Origin of the sequence: Tepidibacter formicigenes DSM 15518, assembly GCF_900142235.1 — a bacterium.
GTDB classification, from domain to species: Bacteria; Bacillota; Clostridia; order Peptostreptococcales; family Peptostreptococcaceae; genus Tepidibacter; species Tepidibacter formicigenes.
This window is the reverse complement of sequence record NZ_FRAE01000024.1, coordinates 1-19218: the sequence shown is the minus strand read 5'-3', so window position 1 is coordinate 19218 and position 19218 is coordinate 1. Positions and strand designations below refer to the sequence as shown.

Below are 19218 nucleotides of genomic sequence, written 5' to 3'. Positions count from 1 at the left end.
AAATATATTGTATACAGTTTAACAATACATTTTATTTAGCTTAGAGGAGTGATTTTTTATGACAAAAGCGTGGGAAAGCTTTAAAGAGGGTAAATGGTCTAAGGAAATAGACGTAAGAAACTTTATACAACTTAACTATACTCCATATGAAGGAGACGATTCTTTCTTAGCAGGAGCTACAGAAAATACTAAAAAATTATGGGATAAAGTTTCAACATTAATGAAAGAGGAAGTTAAAAAAGGTGGAACTCTTGATGTTGATACTAAAACTGTTTCATCTATAACTTCTCACAAAGCTGGATATATAGATAAAGATTTAGAAACAATAGTTGGACTTCAAACAGATGCTCCACTTAAAAGAGCTGTAATGCCTTTTGGTGGAATAAGAATGGTTGAAAATTCATGTAAAGCTTATGGATATGAACTTGATTCATCTATTAAAGAAGCTTTTACTAAATATAGAAAAACTCATAACGATGGCGTGTTTGATGCTTACACTCCAGAAATGAGAGCTGCTAGACGTGCTGGTATAATAACAGGTCTTCCAGATGCTTATGGTAGAGGTAGAATTATTGGAGACTACAGAAGAATTGCTCTTTACGGAATAGATAGATTAATACAAGACAAAGAAGAACAAAAGAATTCTTTAAATGTTCTTACAATGGATGAAGATACTATAAGATTAAGAGAAGAAATATCTGAACAAATAAAATCTTTAACAGAATTAAAAGAAATGGCTTTAGAATATGGTTTTGATATATCAAAACCTGCTGCTAACGCTAAAGAAGCTGTTCAATGGACTTATTTTGGATATCTTGCAGCAGTTAAAGAACAAAATGGAGCTGCAATGAGCTTAGGTAGAGTATCTACTTTCCTTGATATATACTTTGAAAGGGATATAAAAAATGGAGTTTTAACTGAAGAAGAAGCTCAAGAAATAATGGATCACTTTGTTATGAAACTTAGAATGGTTAGATTCTTAAGAACTCCTGAATACAATGACTTATTCTCTGGAGATCCAACTTGGGTAACTGAAGTAATAGGTGGTATGGGTGTTGATGGAAGAACACTTGTTACTAAAAACTCATTCAGAATGTTAAATACTTTATATACTTTAGGACCTGCTCCAGAACCAAACTTAACTGTACTTTGGTCTGTGAATCTTCCAGAAAACTTTAAGAAATTCTGTTCTAAAGTGTCTATAGATACAAGCTCTATCCAATATGAAAATGATGATTTAATGAGATCATATTGGGGAGATGACTACGGAATAGCTTGCTGTGTTTCTGCAATGAGAATAGGAAAACAAATGCAATTCTTTGGCGCTAGATGTAACCTTGCTAAAGCTCTTCTTTATGCTATAAATGGTGGTAAAGATGAGAAAAAAGGAATTCAAGTTGGACCTAAGTTTGAACCTATAACTTCTGAATACTTAGAATATGATGAAGTTATGGAAAAATTTGATATGTTCTTAGACTGGCTTGCTAATCTATATGTAAATACATTAAATATAATTCACTATATGCATGATAAATACTGCTATGAAAAAGTAGAAATGGCTCTACATGATAGAGATGTATTTAGAACTATGGCTTGTGGTATAGCTGGGCTTTCTGTATGTGCTGACTCTTTATCAGCTATAAAGCATGCTAAAGTTAAAGTTATAAGAGATGAAAATGGTATGGCTGTTGATTTTGAAACTGAAGGAGATTTCCCTAAATTCGGAAACAACGATGATAGAGTTGACTCAATAGCTACTGATTTAGTAGAAAGATTTATGAATAAAATAAGAAAAAATAAAACTTATAGAAATTCTTTACCTACTCAGTCAATATTGACTATAACTTCAAACGTAGTTTATGGTAAGAAAACTGGTAGTACTCCAGATGGAAGAAAAGCTGGAGAACCATTTGCACCAGGTGCAAACCCAATGCATGGAAGAGACTCTAAAGGATGCTTAGCATCATTATCTTCTGTTGCTAAACTTCCATATGAGCATTCTCAAGATGGTATTTCTTACACATTTACTGTAGTACCTGGAGCTATAGGAAAGACTAAAGAAGAAAGAATTAACAACTTAGCATATTTACTTGATGGATACTTTGTTCAATCAGGACACCATATAAATGTTAATGTATTTGATAAAGAAACATTACTTGATGCTATGGAACATCCAGAGAATTATCCACAGCTTACAATACGTGTGTCTGGATACGCAGTTAACTTTATAAAATTAACAAAAGAACAACAATTAGATGTTATAAACAGAACTTTCCATGGAAAAATGTAATTTAAATACAGCCGAGAGAAATATTATCTCTCGGCTAAAAGTTTATTAATTAGGTGGTGATTTTTATGTCAATTAAAGGTAGAATTCATTCTATAGAGACTTTCGGAACTGTAGATGGTCCTGGAATAAGATATATAGTATTTACTCAAGGTTGTCCGTTAAGATGCAAATATTGTCATAATAGGGATACTTGGGATGTAAAAAGTGGTAAAGAATATACTGTACCAGAACTTATGGATGATATAAAAAAATATACTCCTTTTATGAAGTACTCTGGTGGTGGTCTTACGGTATCAGGTGGAGAACCTACTCTTCAACCAGAATTTTTAGAAAGATTGTTAATGGAAGCCAAAGCAAATGATATTCATACTGCTGTTGATACTTCTGGTTTTGTAGATATAGAGATAATAGATCCAATTTTAGATTATACAGATTTAGTTCTTTTAGATATAAAGCATATAAATAGAGATTCCTTTAAAGAGCTAACAGGTGTATATAATGATAAAACTTTAAATTTAGCTAAACATTTAGAAAAAAGAAATATCCCTACTTGGATAAGATATGTACTAGTTCCTGGTATTACAGACAAAGAAGAAGACATAGAAAACCTTGCAAAATTTGTTTCTAATCTTAAAAATGTTGAAAATATAGAAGTACTTCCTTATCATTCAATGGGTGAATTTAAATGGGAAGAACTTGGATATGAATATCCTCTTAAAGGAATTTGTGATGCAACTGATGAGGATGTTGAAAAAGCAAGTAGAATATTTGAAAAATATGGATTAACAATAAAAGCAAGAAAGGCTTCATAAATTATGAATGCATATAAAGAGCCCCATAATATTTAAATTGTAAATACTAGATGCAATTTAAATATTATGGGGATTATTTTTAATTTATATAAATTAAAACATTATCTCCTCTACTTCAATATTTTCAATTGCTTCATTTATAAGCTTCTCTACATCAAGACGTTCTTCTGAAAGCATTATTTTTTCAAGTTTAGGCTTTGTAAGAGGACTCTTTGGTAAAAATACAGTACAACAGTCCTCTTCTGGTATTATAGAAGTTTCATATGTCCCTACTTTTTTAGCAAGCTCTACTATCTCACTTTTATCCATGGCAATAAGCGGTCTAAAAACAGGTATATCTACAGCAGAATTTGTAACAGTAAGACCTTGGATAGTTTGTGATGCAACTTGACCTATGCTTTCTCCAGTAACAAGGGCATTACAATTTCTAGAAAGTGCTACTCTTTGTGCTATTTTCATCATAAATCTTCTTGAAATAATAGTCATTTCTTCTTCTTTACAGTTTTTATTTATTTCTTTTTGAATAGGAAGAAGATTTACACTGTGCATTCTTATTTTTCCACAATATTTAGATAAAATTCTAGCAAGATCCTCAACTTTTTCTCTTGATCTCTCACTTGTAAAAGGATAACTATGATAGTGAATTACCTCTACTTCAACTCCTCTTTTTGCAACAAGCCAAGCTGCTACTGGAGAATCTATACCTCCAGATAAAAGAACCATAGCCTTTCCATTAGTTCCAAGAGGAAGTCCTCCATAACCTTGTATTTTATCTACATAAACTACAGCACATTCTTCTCTCATTTCTGCTTCTACTTTAACATCAGGATTGTGAACATCTACTTTTATTTTATCTCCTAAATTAGATAAAATATATCCCCCTATATCCCTACTCATTTCCATTGAATTTAATCTAAAACTTTTATCTGTTCTTTTAGATTCTACTTTAAATGTTTTTACATCTTCAAATTCTATCTTTTCTTTTACAAGATCAAGTGCTGCTTCTTTTAACTTATCATAGTCATTTTCCATCTTTATAGCAGGAGTTAGTGCAACTATCCCAAATACCTTTCTTGCTTCTTCTATTATACTTTCATAATCATAGTCTTCTACATCTATATATATTCTTCCGTATTGTTTATATACATTTAATTTTCCTATTTCTCTTAAGGAATTTTTTATATTTTTAACAAGCTTGTCTTCAAATATATATCTATTTCTTCCTTTTATTCCTATTTCACCATATCTTGCAATAACTACATTGTACAAAAGTCTCACCTCTTATTTATTATATTTCTAAGTTCCTCTACTTTTTCTTTTATTACTTTAACAGCTTTTATAATTTCCTCTTCATTATTCATAGAAGATAAACTAAATCTTATAGCACCTTCTATTTCTTTATTAGAAATTCCCATTGAAAGAAGTACATGACTTCCCTTTTTCTTAGAAGAACAAGCAGATCCAGTTGATACATAAATATTTTCTTCTTCTAAATAATGAAGAAGTATCTCTCCTTTTATTCCTAAAAACGATACATTTAAAATATGACAAACTCCATCTTCACTGCTATTTACTTTTATATCATCTATATTATCTTTTATTTCTTTTAACAATAATTCTTTTAAATTTTTAATCTTCTCTATATTCTCTTTTATGCCAGTCATTGTAATTCTTACAGCTTCACCAAGTCCTAATATTCCTGGAACATTTTCAGTTCCAGATCTAAAGGCACTTTCTTGACCACCACCAGTTAAAATAGGTTTTATTTTAGTATTTTCTTTTACATATAAAAATCCTATTCCCTTTGGACCATGTATTTTATGAGCACTTACAGATAAAAGATCTATATTATATCTAGATGGCTTAAAATCGATTTTACCAAAGGATTGAACTCCATCTACATGAAAATATACCTTTCTTTTAAGCTTAGATAAGTATTTTCCTATTTTATCTACTGGCTGAATACTTCCTACTTCATTATTTACATGCATAATACTTACAAGTATTGTATCTTCTCTTAATGCTTTTTGAAAATCTTCAAAATCTATTACACCTTTATCATTTACATCTAAGTATGTAACATTGTATCCTTCACTTTCTAAATCTTTAAAGGTATTAAGAACAGAAGGATGCTCTATTTTAGTAGTTATCAAATGCTTTCCACTTCTTTTATTAGCATATGCAATACCTCTTATAACAGCATTGTTTGACTCTGTTCCTCCTGATGTAAAAAATACTTCTTTTTCTTTTGCTCCTAAAAACTTAGCTATTTCTTTTCTAACATTCTTTATATCCTTTTCAACAATTACTCCTTTTCTATGAACTGACGATGGATTTCCATATTCCTCAGTTAATGCATAAACCATTTTATCAACTACTTCTTTATATGGTTTAGTAGTTGCGCTATTATCTAAATATATTTCCATTATTATCACCTTCTATGAAATTCTTAAAGCCAAATAATATATTATATTATTTGGCTTTTCTTGTAAAGTTAATACCCTATTTCTTCATTTAATATATATACTTTAAAATCTATTGTTGGAGGTTTTGCTTCTATTATACTTGTAACCATACACATTCTTTCTTCACTTTTACAATCCATACACTTTTCTAAATTTGCACAAGGTGTATTCCTGTTAAGTCTTTTAGCATTTTTAGGACATGCAACAGTTGTTATTCTATTCATTGCATCATCATAATCCTTACATATTTTATTTATACCACATATTATTCTAACTTTCTTTGGCCCAAAGAACATTGCAGCTACTCTATTTCCTACTCCATCTATATTTACTATTCTTCCATCCTCTAAAATAGCATTAGTACTTGATAAATACACATCAGAAAAAATAGCTTTCTTTAAAACATCCATTTTTTCTTCTTGTTTTACTTTCCAATGCCATAAGACTTTATTTCCTTTATCTAGTAAGTCATTATATAAACCTAAATCTTCTATAGTCATAGATCCACCAATAGCTACAATATCATCTTCACTTATTTCATTTAATAATTCTTTTTTTAACTCTTCTCTAGTTTCAAAAAACTTTCCTTCTATTCTTCTAGATTTTAGATTTTTTAAAATAATTTCTATATTCTTCATTAAATCCCCTCCTATTATAGATTACTAGTATATTATAATATATTTCAACTTAAAATATTTAATTAAAATTCTATAATTATATATAAAATTTTAAAATTTTTTTAAAAAACTATTGAAAAATATGTCGTATTTTGTTAAACTATATTTAGTGGTTATCCCCCTGGTAACCTCAATAAAATCTCTATTCCCAATACCCCTTTTGAACGGATTTTTTCACATCCATGGATGTGGCCTGCCATATGGCAGGTTTTTTTTATTCAAATTTAAATAATAATGTTATAATATAATTGTTACATTTTATATACTAAGGAGGTTTTGTATGAATAAGAAAAAGGTTGCTATAGTTTTTACTGGGGGAACTATATCAATGACCGTAGACCCTAGAATAGGAGCTGCTATTCCTTCTCTTTCTGGAGAGCAAATAATGTCTATGGTTACAAATATAGATAAAATTGCAGATATTGAAGTTGTTAATTTTGCAGAAATTCCAGGTCCTCATATGACTCCCCTAAAAATGATGGAACTTAAGAATTTAGTAAATGATATTATTAATAGAGATGATATATCAGGAGTTGTTATAACTCATGGTACAGATAGCCTAGAGGAAACTGCATATTTTTTAGATTTGACTCTTTATACCCAAAAACCTGTAGTTGTAGTTGGGGCTATGAGAAATAGTTCAGAACTTGGTTATGATGGTCCAAGTAATCTAGCATCAGCTGTTTGTACTGTAATATCAGATAAGGCTAAAAATAAAGGTGTTTTAGTAGTTATGAATAATGAAGTAAACTTAGCTTCAGAAGTTACTAAAACAAATACATTAAGCCTTGATACTTTTAAATCTATTACATATGGTCCTTTAGGAATAATAGATAATAATGTGTTAATACTTCATAGAGACATAGTAAGAAGACAGCATATACATACCCACAAAGTAGAATCAAATGTAGATTTAATTAAGGTTGGAGCTGGAATGAACTCTAAATTTATAAAATTCTCAGTAGATTCAGGTGCTAAAGGTATAGTAATAGAAGCCATGGGAAGAGGTAATATCCCTCCAGATATGCTTGATGGAATAAAGTATGCTAAAGAAAACAATATTCCTGTTGTTGTAGTATCTAGATGTCATTCCGGAAGAGTTTTAGATACTTATGGATATGAAGGAGCTGGTAGAAATCTAGTAGAACTTGGATGTATACTAGGAGGAGATTTACCTGGACAAAAAGCTAGAATTAAATTAATGTTAGCTCTCGGAAAAACTAATGATATAGATGAAATAAAAAAAATATTTGAAGAAGGTATATATTAAAAATAGAGAGGTCTTCCTCTCTATTTTTACAGCCATGGCTATTAAACATATTTTTTATGATATATAATATCTCCTTCGTTAATCAAATCTAATTCTTCTTTTGTAGGTTCATTGATTTCTTCTACAAACCTTGATACATACGCTCTTTTTCCATATTTATTTTTAGGACTTAAAATATATAATTTATCCATAGCCCTAGTCATAGCAACATAAAAAAGTCTTCTTTCTTCTTCTATATCATTATTTTCTTCAATAGATTTATCATGAGGAATTACTCCTTCTATAGCTCCTGCTATAAATACATTTTTAAATTCAAGTCCTTTAGAAGAGTGAATTGTAGTAAGAACCACCCTATCTTTATAGTATTCTTTCCTTTGATTTAATATTTCTTCCTTTACCTTTTCTATATGATTTAAATAATCATAGATATTTTTAAAGTTAGATGCTGATCCTTCAATTTCATTTAATATTTCAAATAACCCTGTTATTTTAATTTTTCTTTTTTCGCAGTAATCAATTAAATATCTATCATACTCAAGACTTGTCCTTATATAGGATATAGCATCTTTTGCAGATAAATTTCTAATATAGCTAAGGTCGTACTCTAAATCTTCTATTGTTTTTATCTGCCATGGCTTCAAATTACATTTTGTTTTAATATTATTTAAAAAATCTCCATCTGCCATGGCTATTTTTATACTTTCTTTAGAAATATACCTAAAAGGCTTATTTATTATTCTAGAAAATTCCTCTTTTAAAGTATTATCAATAGATACTTTTAAATACGAATTTATATCCTTTGCAATCCAATGATCATAAATACTTACTACAGTATCTCTAACCATAAAAGGTATATTCATATCCATAAAAACATCTATTAAAGCACGAGATTGTATATTAGTTCTATAAATTATAGCAAAATCAGAATATTTAAGATTAAATTTATTAATACTTTCTAATATCAAGCTACCTATTTTTTTTGCTTCCTCTTCAGAATCATCAGGATTTATAAATACAATATTATCTCCTTTTACTTTTACTCCCTTTATATGTTTTTCATATCTTTTTTCATTCTTACTAATTAATTTATTTGATTTTTTTATTATATTATCAGTCGATCTATAATTAACATCTAATAATATATTTTTTACATTTGAAAAATATTTTTCAAATTCTAACAAAAAATCTGGTCTTGCTCCTCTAAATCCATAAATACTTTGATCTTCATCTCCTACTACAAATATATTTTCTAGAGGTTTTGCTATTAACTTTAAAACTTCAAATTGAACTTTATTTATATCTTGAAATTCATCTATTAATATATATTTATATTTTCTTCTAATTATATTTAATATATTTTCATTTTCTTTTAAAAGATTATAAGTATGTATTAGCATATCGTCAAAATCAACTTTTTTCATATCTTCTTTATAGTTTTCATACATATTATATAATTTAAAAAATTCTTCTTTTGATATTATGTTAGATGTAAATTCATTTATATTTATAAGTTCATTTTTTAACAATGATATCTCATTTATTACTCCATTTATAATTTCTTCTTCCTCTGCATTTTCTATATCCATACTCTTTAATATATTTCTTATAATATATCTTTTTTCTTTTTCATCTAATATATTTTCCAATTTATAATTTCTAAAACTTCTTAATATCCTAAAAAATATAGAATGAAATGTTCCAAAGTTAACTTTATTTATTCTTTGCGTAGAAGATAAGCTTATACTTCTATCTCTCATTTCTATACTAGATGCTTTTGTAAAGCTTATAGCAAGTATATTATCTGGATTTATATTTAAATTTTCTATTAAATTAATTATTCTATAGCTTATAACCCTTGTTTTTCCAGATCCAGGTCCTGCTAATACCATACAAGGACCCTCAAAATGATTTACTGCTATCTTTTGATTTTCATTTAAATTTTCATAATTTAATTTCATAATCCATCACCTAAATTATATAATATTACATTTTATCCCTTCTTTTCAAATGATATAATATAGCATTTAAAGAATAATTTACTTTAATAATTTTATATTATAATATAAATTCATATATTTACTGAACAATGAACTAAATTATTATGATATTATTATTATAGTCAAAATATACAAATATAAAGCTAGTTTGAGGTGAAATTATGGATATAATAACTCATAAACTTGATGAAGTAATAAATATTCCAAATAATTATTGCGTATTTGATATAGAAACTACAGGTCTTAGTCCTAAATACAGTAAAGTTATACTAATTGGAATTTTATATATAAAAAACAATCAAACTATAATTCAACAGTTCTTTGCTGAAAATACTAATGAAGAAAAAGAAATTTTGTTTTATTTTAAAGAAGTATTTAAAACCTTTGAGAATCATATAACTTTTAATGGTCATAGATTTGATATCCCATTTTTAAATCAACGATTTAAAAAAAATAATTTAGATTTTTCGATAGATAAAAATAAGGATATCGATATATTAAAAATAGTAAAGCCTTATCAAAAGAAATTAGGACTTGAAAATTGTAAACTTAAAACAGTTGAAAAATTAATAGGAATAGAAAGAAAAGATACAATAAACGGAAAAGAAAGTGTTGAACTTTATAAAAAATTTGAATTAAATCGAAGCGAAAATTTAAAGAAAAAAATACTACTTCATAATTATGAAGATATATATTATTTAGGAAAGTTATTTAAAATAAAAGATATTATTGATTCCAAGGAAGAATTTATCGAAATTAATTTCATGGATAACATTTCTAAATTAAAGTTATCAAGCTATAAATTTATTAAAGATAATTTCAATTTAGAATATGAATCAAATGATATTATTCCAATAAACATAGAGATATATAAAGATAATTACACTATAATGGGAAATGACAGAAAAGTTAATATTATATTAAATACAATGAAAGGAATAGATAAATCCGGAAATAATATAATTTATTTTGAACACGATAAAATTATCCCTTTAAAAATAGGACAACTCTTAATTGAAGAAAATATAAAATCATTAGGGGAATATTTACTAAAAAAAGGTTTTTAAAATAAATAAGCCTATATCTTAATCTGAAAATTAAAATATAGGCTTATTTTTTATGTTTTATCATATCCGATATGTATTGTATTTTTTTCTCCTCTTTCTTTACCTTGTACTAATGCCATATCAGCAGCAGTAAATATGTTTTTCATTTCAGTTACAGTTTCAGAATAAGAAGCTATACCTATTGTTACTGTAATATCAATACCTATTTTTTTGATAGCTTCAAGTTTTGGAACATTTTTTCTAAAACGATCTAATATTTCCACTGTTTCATTTAAAGGTTTGAATAATATAAGTATGAATTCGTCTCCTCCAAACCTTATAGCTTCACCCTTATGTTTCTTTGCTAATTTTATTGCTAAATTACTGATTTTTATTAAAATTTCATCACCTTTTTCATGACCAAACATATCATTTACTTTTTTAAATTTATCTAAATCAAATACAGCAAGGCTGTAATTTTTTTGGTTAGTATTCATATTCAACATAAGTTTTTCAAAATAGCTTCTATTATAACAATTTGTCAAAGTATCTTTATTAGTTATTTCATTAATTTTTTCAAATAGCTTTGAATTAATAGCAGCAATGCTTATTTGAATAGCTAGTATATTAAAAAATTCTCTAGTTGTTTTAGTGAAAAAATCTTTAGTTCTATGTTCTGCAATAATAATACCTAATCTGTTATTACTTCTAAAATCCTCTAAAGGAGCTATTAATATAGATTTTACATTTTCACCTTTGCAAAACTCCGTATTTTTATCTTTCGTATCAAAGTATGATGTTTCTTTGATTTTTAACAAAAAATCAGGCAAATCCTCATTTTCTTTTACCTCATATGTATTCCCTTTATAAATACTTCTAGAATATGTTATATATTTATCTTCTCCATCTTCTTTTATCCATATAGTGCAAGTATCCACCCCTAATATTCCCATAAGTATATCTGTAATATTTTTCATTAATTTTTCAAAAGAATCAAGAGTACCAGATGTCTTTATGACTTGACTTAATATCCAATTTATTCCTTTGAATTCTTGAATTTCTTTAGTTAAAAATAGGTTTTTTCTTTTTAAATCTTCATTTTGTAATTTAAGTTTTGTATATTCTTTAATATCTATATTATTAAAATTTGTATTATTTTTATTTAACACATTAGACTCCCCCAGAATAAAAATAAAATTCACAATTATAAAATTATGTGTTTTATAAATAATATTAATATAATTATATTATATCTCATATTAGTCCATAAATATTATTTTATATATAAAAAAGGTTCTATAACAAATGTTGAGGTTCAGAAAAAAGCACTTGTTAATCTCCCCCCAATTATTAACAAAAAACCGATATTTCTATCATTTCTTTCTTATTATAAATATAGAGCTTATTATTATAAATAATAAAATAGATATTACAAAAATAATAAAATTTCTAACTTGTTTACTTTCTATTGCTTTTTTTATATATTGCTTTTTATCTTCATTTATATGTTTATTTTCTTGTTTGTTATTGAGTATACCATAATATTTTGATTGAATATTAGCGTATTTATCTATAACTACTGCATTTCCTTTTAATCTATTTACTAATTCAAAATCAGTTAAAAAATCCTTAGCCCAATTTAATCCGTTATCTTTTGTTGCTGTGATTATAAGAGCTGTTTTATTTTTATTAAATGGCGATTTAATCAACTGCAAAGAAGATAAATCTTTACTGTAACTTTCTAATAATGTAATCTTTTCATTAGATAAAAATTTACTAAAATCTTTATCAAACTTAATATGCAATTTATCATTTATTTCTTTAATTAAATCATTTCTATTCGGAGTACCAATAATAATTAAATTTTTATATTTAAGTTTATTTTTAGCTTCCTTCAAAGTTTTAACCTCTAAATTTTCTAAACTATTAACATTACGCCCTAATGCGCTAGCTATACTTGCAATGATTGTCATTTCATTAGAAGATAATTTTTCAGGAACTATCATTAACACATCATTAAATTTTTTATTTTTTACAAACGGACTTTCATAATTTTCAAAAAAACTATCTTTCATTTTATCATGAGGCAGATACAAGTAAGATTGATTTGATATGTATGCCCAAGAGTTATTATCCCGTATATAATTACATTCTTGACCATCTAATTCAAAATAAAAAACAACTTCTAAATTATAATAATTATTATCCTTAACTTCCTTTGGTATTTTTATTTCTAAAACATCATTATTTGCACTTTCTTGATATAATTTTTTACTACCAATAGGAATATCATTCAAATATACTGTTACCAAAGATCTGTCAAAGTTTAAAACATCAGAATACCTCATATCAATATGCAAAAGTGCCCCTTCTTTTATAATCCAATCTTTAGGTATATTAACACCAAAACTAGCTTTTTGATAGAATATCCCTTGCAATTTAACGTTTGAATAACCTAAATCTTTTAAAGAAATATATTCAGATTCTGAAAAGTTTTCTGTATTTATAATGGTTTCATTAAATATATATTGATATGATTTATCCATTTGTAAAATTATATTATCATTTGATAATGCTTTTACAGCTTTTAAGATACTTGTTTTATCATTTGATAATATTAATAAAATTTTATAATTGCTGTTATATGGTGATTTAACCTCTTTAATTAACGCCTTATCTGAAATAGAGTTAATTTCTTCCTCTGATAATAACGATAATATTTCTTTTGAAGTGTTATCTTTGCTACCAATATATATAATATTGCTTTTACTTTTATCAGTAACCTCACTAAATTTCGAAATATTTGTATCAAATTTTGTATAAGGATACCTTTGTCCAAAATTAGTTGCTAAAATTACAGCTGCATTTAGCTCATAGTTACGATAATCATCAGAAACAATTATGACATTATTTACTGGTTTGTTTTTATTTTTTTTTAAATAAGGATATGGATAATCAATTAAACTCACACTATCCTGCTTTTCAACAAATTCTATATGAACGTATGAATCTTTATGAATTACTATCCAATTTCCTGGATTTATAATATCAGCACAAGGTTCATCTGTAATTCTATGATAACATTTTATTTTCACCTCATTATATCCTTCATTTATTTTATCTAAAGGAATAGGAATTTTTATTCTCTCCTTATTAGTATCTTTATCGTATAAACATACACTATAAATAGGCATATTATTAATCTCAATTGTTAAAGTAGAATTTTTATAATTTTTTATCTGGCTTTGACTAAAAATCATCTCAAAATAAGCATTGTTTTTAACTTGCCAATGTTTATCAATATTAATAAAAAATACATAACTTCCCAAAATACCATCTATTGTTATATCATTATTTAAATGATAATTTTTAGATTGTATTTCATTATTGTTTTTTGTTTGAATTATATATTTTTCATTTGTATTTGCATATGTATATAATAAATTTGAATTTAAAACAATTAAAAAAACTATACAATAAATAAAGAAATTTAATTTTTTCATTTCTTCACCTCACTTAAAACCTTTCTGTCTTATACCATTTGATTTCTTGTTTAAATAATACATCCTTAAAATATAATATTATTCCTTTAATAGCTACTATCATCCATAACTGACAATATGAAAAATACATTATAGCAACTAATAAAATATTTTTATAGTTACTTTCTCCCTTTTCCATGGTTAGTGCTATACTAACTTCAAGAATAAATAAAATATACGCAAGAATCCAAATCAAAAAAAAATTACTTGATAAACTTATTTTTATATCTGTAAACAATCCTAAAATAAAAATTATGTCAGATAATATTACCGATGACAAAAATAGAAAATATACAGAAAAAAAATAATATAAATCAAATAACACACTTTTAGTTTTTTCTCTATATATATTCTTTAAATATTTAACAAGGACATATACATTCCCCTTTGCCCACCTTGTTCGCTGCTTAAACCATACTCGAAGTTTTTCTGGCTCCTGCTCCCACGTTATAGCTAATGGCATAAATCCAATTCTATATCCCATTTTATATATTCTAAAGCTAATTTCAGTATCCTCTGCTATAGCATTTATATCCCATCCACCAAGTTTCTCAATTACACTTCTTCTAATAATAAAATTTGTACCTGGAATAGTACACAACCTAAATAATTGCCATCTTCCTGCTTGAGCCATCCATTGAAAGCTTAAAGTCTCGATATTTATAAATCTCGTTAAAAAGTTTTTATATTTATTCCTAGTTCTAAATTTTCCTATCACTGCCCCTAACTCATTTGAATTAGTTATAGAATATACTAAATATCTTAAAGCTAGCTTTTCTGGTGTGTTATCAGCATCATAAACTACAATATACTCATTTTTAGAATTTTTATAACCAATGTTTAATGCATTTGATTTTCCTTTTCCTCCAGTTATTTTATTAGTAGTAATAATTTTTAAATTTTTATTATTATAATCCTTCTTAAGCCCTTCCAATATTTCACCAGTATTATCACTAGAATTATCATTTATAATAATAACTTCTAATTTATCTTCAGGATAATCGAGAGATAACATAGCTTTTATAGTTTTGTCAATCACTTTTTCTTCGTTATGAGCTGGAATTAATATAGATATACTTGGGAACTCTGTCATTTCTTTAAGTATATCTATTTTTTTACTTAGAGAAGCTGTATAGAACCTATATCCACTTAAAGTTAAAAATATATTCATAAATAAAAGAAGCCATGTAGAAAGTAAAGAATATAAAAAAAGATAATCTATCAAACTCAATCTCATATTATCAATCTCCTAATAAATTCTTATTTGATCTTTTCTTTGACCTGATAAAAATAATTAAAAATATTATATTAATAATCAGTACAAAAACTATTAATAGTTTTGTTCCTAGAGTAAAAGCTCCTTTCACTGAATTTTGTTCAGTATTTTCAGAATAATCCACTTTTATTTCTCCATTTTTAGATACTATGGTTATGTTATTCCATTTAACCCAGTTATCCTCTTTTTTTAAATCATAAAATTCTATGTTTTCATCTTCTATAAATTCAACTATTTCTTTTAGATATTTTATATCAAGGTATGGATGGAAAAATACCCCTGCTGTAAATCCTCTAACTACAGAGATTTCCTTTAAATTGTTTTTAATTTTATTTATAGATAATAGATTATTAGGGTCTACATATCCAAGATTTTCAGGTAAAAATTTGTTAAATAATTCTGTATCATGAAGAGTATAAGGATAAGTTGATGTAGTAAATCCTTGATCACTTGTCTGAATATGACCACAATATGTTGAAAAATAATTTTTAAGCACTTTATATCCTTTTTGACAAATAGCATAATGTGGAGCTTCAAAAGCTAAAGGGTATATACCATTTTTTATACTTTCCTGTATTCCTAATCCAATTCTTTTATCTATCCACTTTTCTATATCTAAATCCAAAGGTTTATCATTTATTCCATCCCAAAATTCAAATCCTTCTCCAGTTAAATTTCTTTCAAAGTATTGATGAGTATATCCATGCAGTATTATACTCCCTCCAAGTTCCTGCAGATATTTAATAGTTTTAACAAAATCAGGGTTTTCTGATAAAGAAGTTATATAAGATGAATTATATCTTTTATAAGCAGGTATCATGGCTATCATAAAGGGAATATTCTTGCTGTTTAAGTATTCTCCTATAGCCCTTAACTTTTCTGTGTCCCTGAAGGGATGTACATCTTCAATTCTTATAAATATTCGATTTTTTTCAATATTGTATTCATTAAATAAGTCATATAGAACATCTGCAAATATATAAAATAATACCGAATAACTAATTGCTTTAGATACATACCAATAATTATTTTCTCTAATTATATAAGGATATTTAGCATTTCCATCACTTAGCCAAGAATAAACTTTCGAATTTTTAGAAAGACTGTCTACAATCACAAAGTCGTCAATCAGTCCTATATCAAAGTATTTATCACTATAAAATATCTTTACTAAATTATCAGACTCCCCTTTATATCTTAAACTTATATTTTCATTATTTTCTAATAGTCTCTCTATTCCTTTCCCTATCCAGCAAACAATTTTTTTTGTTTTTTTTAAGTCATCTAACAAATAAGAATTACAAAAATCGCCTTTTATTCCTATAACAAATATAAAATCAAAATTTTCTATTTGTCCTTTTTTATATTTTTCTTCACTTTCTTCAAAAACTTTAACATTAAAATGTCCAAATAATTCTCTATAGGAAGTTACAACATCTCCCACATATCCAAAAAATTGTCTTCTATCATATATCAATAAAACATTCTTTTTGCTACCTTCAGCACTTGATAATTGAAATGGATACATTACATCAAAAAATAGTACTAATATAAAAAAATATATTAATATTTTTCTAAATATCATATTCAAGCTCCTTTTGAACTAATTCTTTAAATTGAAAAGAATTATCAATGCTATCATTATATTGTAAAGCTGCAATTTTAATATCTAATTTATATGTTTTTGTTTTATCATCATCATTTATCGAAATATTTTCCAATTCTCTTTTTAACCTTTGCCTAACTATCTCTGCACCAGATATATCTGTATTCGGCATTATTATAGCGAATAATTCTTCACCTATCCTATACCTTTTATCTTCTGTTCTTATAGCCTTTTCAATTAAAACTGATATAGACTTCAAAATTTTGTTAATTTTATCTATTCCATAAATACTAATTAACTCTTCTAAATACTGAACTTCAACTACCATTAACACTAAATAAAATTTGTGTCTTCTTGATCTACTTATTTCTTCATTTAAATCTCTGTAAAATTCTTTCAAATTATTGAATCCAGTTATTTCATCTACTGTTACCAAATTACTTATTTGCTTCTCAAGATAAATATTTTTATTTCTTATTTCATTTATAGCGTCTGAAAGTCTTCCAGAAATAAATGCTGATAAAGGAAATATCACCATCCAAAAATAACCATTTCCAATTCTAATATTTTCATAAAATAAACTTTTATACAACATATAACTACCATATGCAAATACTAAAAATGCACTAGTTATTAATCCCATTATTAAATTTGAATAAAAAGATATAATTATTATAAGAAATGTTAATACACATAAAACATAGTCAATAAAATTAACTTCTTTTATATTCAATATAAGTAGTGTAGTAACACTAAATATTTCTATTATTAAAAGTAAAAAGTATATATCTACATGTCTATTTTTCATAGTTTGGTCCCCCTAAAGTTTAAAATGCCAATAGTGCTTGTAGATTATCAAAAGAATAGACCTTTAATGTATTTACATCTCCAAATCCTCCATATAAAGGACTTGATTTATCTACTACTTGCATTAATAGCATTCTATCGATTAATAATCTATATAATGATTCATCTCCTATATTTTTTGCAATTCTTGCAGCTATAGCATATGTTGCAGTACATTCTACATTATCTATAGGTTTTCCAGTTTTAATATCATATTCTGTATAGATACCGCCATTGTAAATCATTTGATCTTTTATCCATTTTAAAGTTTCATTTTTTACCAATCCAACTTCACTAAGATGAAGTACAACTAACAAAGCATCTATAGAATTGATAACTTCTCTATTTAAATATCTTTTTTTTCGTATATTATACTTTTTATTGTATAGTGGAAATTTATAAGATAAATATCCCTCATTTATAATATTTACCCCTTTATCGTAAACCTTTTCCCATTCATCATTAATATTAGAAAGAAGTTTTATAGTATACAAGTCTAAATAAGCTATATCAATTTCTTCTGCCTTATATTTATGCTCCATGTCAAAATAATTGTTTAAACAACCTTTGTATACATTATGTTTAATCAATGATTTACTAATTTTTTCTAAAACATTATAGTACTTCATATCTTTCCAAATATCATATGCATATATAAGAGATCTAATTATTCTTAAATCATCAATCGTAGCATTGCTAGTAACTATATTATAGTTATCCTCTTTTATTCTCCATTTTACTAAATTCGTTTTATCTAGCATTTTATTTTTTACTATATTAAAATGTTTATCAAATTCATCCTTATCCTGAATTTTTACATAATATAACATAATAAGTCCCTCTGATTCAGATAATATCTCATATCCAGTTGCTATTTCTTCAATTTTATTATTTTCTAAATAATTAGTATGTATACCTCCACTTTTTGAAGACATACTTCCCTTTATAAATTTTAAACAAATTTCTTCTTCTAAATAATCTTGTTTAGATTCTTTTTCGCCAATAAAATCTTCATTATTTATAAAATAAGATTGATGGCTATTATTTGATGCAGCAAAACAAATCATTGCTACTATAATGCATATACTAATTATAATTTTGTTCATAAATTTATATCTCCTTAGAATTAATAATAAAACTTTCTATTTATTATTATTATTCATAAATCAAAATATTACAATTCCATTAAAGAACAAAATATCACTTCGTGATACTCTCAGATGAGTAGCAGAGCTACTCATCTGTATTTTTTGAAACTAATTCACCATTACATTTTGGACATATAAGTATAGGCATTTTTACTTCAAAATTCTCAATATCACAACCAGAAGCAAAAAAGTCATCTTCAATAAATTCATCAATAATAAACCTAGGTACATCTTCTTCAAATC

General features: G+C 26.0%; 14 protein-coding genes. 4 read left to right on the top strand and 10 right to left on the bottom strand.

Going from position 1 to position 19218, the window contains the following annotated elements:
- Positions 1-58: 58 nt before the first annotated feature.
- Positions 59-2290 (top strand): formate C-acetyltransferase, encoded by a 2232-nt coding sequence (pflB, locus tag BUA77_RS06350; RefSeq protein WP_072888404.1) that lies wholly within the window; start codon positions 59-61, stop codon positions 2288-2290.
- Positions 2291-2355: 65 nt separating this feature from the next.
- Positions 2356-3102 carry a pyruvate formate-lyase-activating protein gene (gene pflA, locus BUA77_RS06345; RefSeq protein ID WP_072888402.1) on the top strand — a complete coding sequence of 249 codons (747 nt, stop codon included), beginning with the start codon at positions 2356-2358 and terminating at the stop codon, positions 3100-3102.
- Positions 3103-3195: 93 nt separating this feature from the next.
- Here pflA and thiI read toward each other — a convergent pair whose 3' ends face one another.
- The 3 genes from thiI to BUA77_RS06330 all read right to left on the bottom strand — a co-directional run bounded on the left by thiI (position 3196) and on the right by BUA77_RS06330 (position 6205).
- A complete protein-coding gene (gene thiI, locus BUA77_RS06340; protein ID WP_072888399.1) occupies positions 3196-4371 on the bottom strand; it encodes a tRNA uracil 4-sulfurtransferase ThiI in 1176 nt (391 codons plus the stop codon).
- A 5-nt stretch (positions 4372-4376) separates the two neighbouring features.
- A complete protein-coding gene (locus tag BUA77_RS06335) occupies positions 4377-5528 on the bottom strand; it encodes a cysteine desulfurase family protein (RefSeq protein WP_072888397.1) in 1152 nt (383 codons plus the stop codon).
- 68 nt (positions 5529-5596) lie between these two features.
- Positions 5597-6205, bottom strand: a complete 609-nt coding sequence (locus tag BUA77_RS06330) for a lactate utilization protein (RefSeq protein WP_072888395.1) — start codon at positions 6203-6205, stop codon at positions 5597-5599.
- Between the two features lie 319 nt (positions 6206-6524).
- Between BUA77_RS06330 and BUA77_RS06325 the strand changes: the two genes are divergently transcribed.
- A complete protein-coding gene (locus tag BUA77_RS06325) occupies positions 6525-7514 on the top strand; it encodes an asparaginase (RefSeq protein WP_072888393.1) in 990 nt (329 codons plus the stop codon).
- A 41-nt stretch (positions 7515-7555) separates the two neighbouring features.
- Here the strand turns inward: BUA77_RS06325 and BUA77_RS06320 are convergent, their stop codons facing one another.
- The gene (locus BUA77_RS06320) at positions 7556-9472 is read right to left on the bottom strand and encodes an ATP-dependent helicase (protein WP_072888391.1); all 1917 of its coding nucleotides are present in this window, start codon (positions 9470-9472) and stop codon (positions 7556-7558) included.
- 200 nt (positions 9473-9672) lie between these two features.
- Here BUA77_RS06320 and BUA77_RS06315 point away from each other — a divergent pair, with 200 nt between their 5' ends.
- On the top strand, positions 9673-10578 hold the full coding sequence (locus BUA77_RS06315; protein ID WP_072888389.1) for a ribonuclease H-like domain-containing protein: 906 nt from the start codon (positions 9673-9675) through the stop codon (positions 10576-10578).
- Between the two features lie 50 nt (positions 10579-10628).
- On the opposite strand, the gene BUA77_RS06310 is transcribed toward BUA77_RS06315, so the two are convergent.
- The 6 genes from BUA77_RS06310 to BUA77_RS06285 all read right to left on the bottom strand — a co-directional run bounded on the left by BUA77_RS06310 (position 10629) and on the right by BUA77_RS06285 (position 18933).
- A complete protein-coding gene (locus BUA77_RS06310) occupies positions 10629-11726 on the bottom strand; it encodes a sensor domain-containing diguanylate cyclase (protein WP_072888387.1) in 1098 nt (365 codons plus the stop codon).
- A gap of 204 nt (positions 11727-11930) precedes the next feature.
- Positions 11931-14060, bottom strand: coding sequence for a cellulose biosynthesis cyclic di-GMP-binding regulatory protein BcsB (locus BUA77_RS06305; protein ID WP_072888385.1), 2130 nt, complete (start codon positions 14058-14060; stop codon positions 11931-11933).
- A 13-nt stretch (positions 14061-14073) separates the two neighbouring features.
- The gene (locus tag BUA77_RS06300) at positions 14074-15336 is read right to left on the bottom strand and encodes a glycosyltransferase family 2 protein (RefSeq protein WP_072888383.1); all 1263 of its coding nucleotides are present in this window, start codon (positions 15334-15336) and stop codon (positions 14074-14076) included.
- Between the two features lie 4 nt (positions 15337-15340).
- Positions 15341-16960, bottom strand: a complete 1620-nt coding sequence (locus tag BUA77_RS06295) for a DUF2334 domain-containing protein (RefSeq protein ID WP_084605567.1) — start codon at positions 16958-16960, stop codon at positions 15341-15343.
- Positions 16950-17789, bottom strand: coding sequence for a GGDEF domain-containing protein (locus tag BUA77_RS06290; RefSeq protein ID WP_084605565.1), 840 nt, complete (start codon positions 17787-17789; stop codon positions 16950-16952). The genes BUA77_RS06295 and BUA77_RS06290 overlap by 11 nt, the downstream gene beginning before the upstream one ends.
- A 19-nt stretch (positions 17790-17808) precedes the next feature.
- Positions 17809-18933 carry a glycosyl hydrolase family 8 gene (locus BUA77_RS06285; RefSeq protein WP_072888381.1) on the bottom strand — a complete coding sequence of 375 codons (1125 nt, stop codon included), beginning with the start codon at positions 18931-18933 and terminating at the stop codon, positions 17809-17811.
- Positions 18934-19218 lie beyond the last annotated feature (285 nt).

Coding starts and splice junctions, on each gene's coding strand:
- pflB (WP_072888404.1), top strand. CDS start 59: ATGACAAAAGCGTGGGAAAGCTTTAAAGAGGGTAAATGGTCTAAGGAA.
- pflA (WP_072888402.1), top strand. CDS start 2,356: ATGTCAATTAAAGGTAGAATTCATTCTATAGAGACTTTCGGAACTGTA.
- BUA77_RS06335 (WP_072888397.1), bottom strand. CDS start 5,528: ATGGAAATATATTTAGATAATAGCGCAACTACTAAACCATATAAAGAA.
- BUA77_RS06330 (WP_072888395.1), bottom strand. CDS start 6,205: ATGAAGAATATAGAAATTATTTTAAAAAATCTAAAATCTAGAAGAATA.
- BUA77_RS06325 (WP_072888393.1), top strand. CDS start 6,525: ATGAATAAGAAAAAGGTTGCTATAGTTTTTACTGGGGGAACTATATCA.
- BUA77_RS06320 (WP_072888391.1), bottom strand. CDS start 9,472: ATGAAATTAAATTATGAAAATTTAAATGAAAATCAAAAGATAGCAGTA.
- BUA77_RS06315 (WP_072888389.1), top strand. CDS start 9,673: ATGGATATAATAACTCATAAACTTGATGAAGTAATAAATATTCCAAAT.
- BUA77_RS06305 (WP_072888385.1), bottom strand. CDS start 14,060: ATGAAAAAATTAAATTTCTTTATTTATTGTATAGTTTTTTTAATTGTT.
- BUA77_RS06300 (WP_072888383.1), bottom strand. CDS start 15,336: ATGAGATTGAGTTTGATAGATTATCTTTTTTTATATTCTTTACTTTCT.
- BUA77_RS06295 (WP_084605567.1), bottom strand. CDS start 16,960: ATGATATTTAGAAAAATATTAATATATTTTTTTATATTAGTACTATTT.
- BUA77_RS06290 (WP_084605565.1), bottom strand. CDS start 17,789: ATGAAAAATAGACATGTAGATATATACTTTTTACTTTTAATAATAGAA.
- BUA77_RS06285 (WP_072888381.1), bottom strand. CDS start 18,933: ATGAACAAAATTATAATTAGTATATGCATTATAGTAGCAATGATTTGT.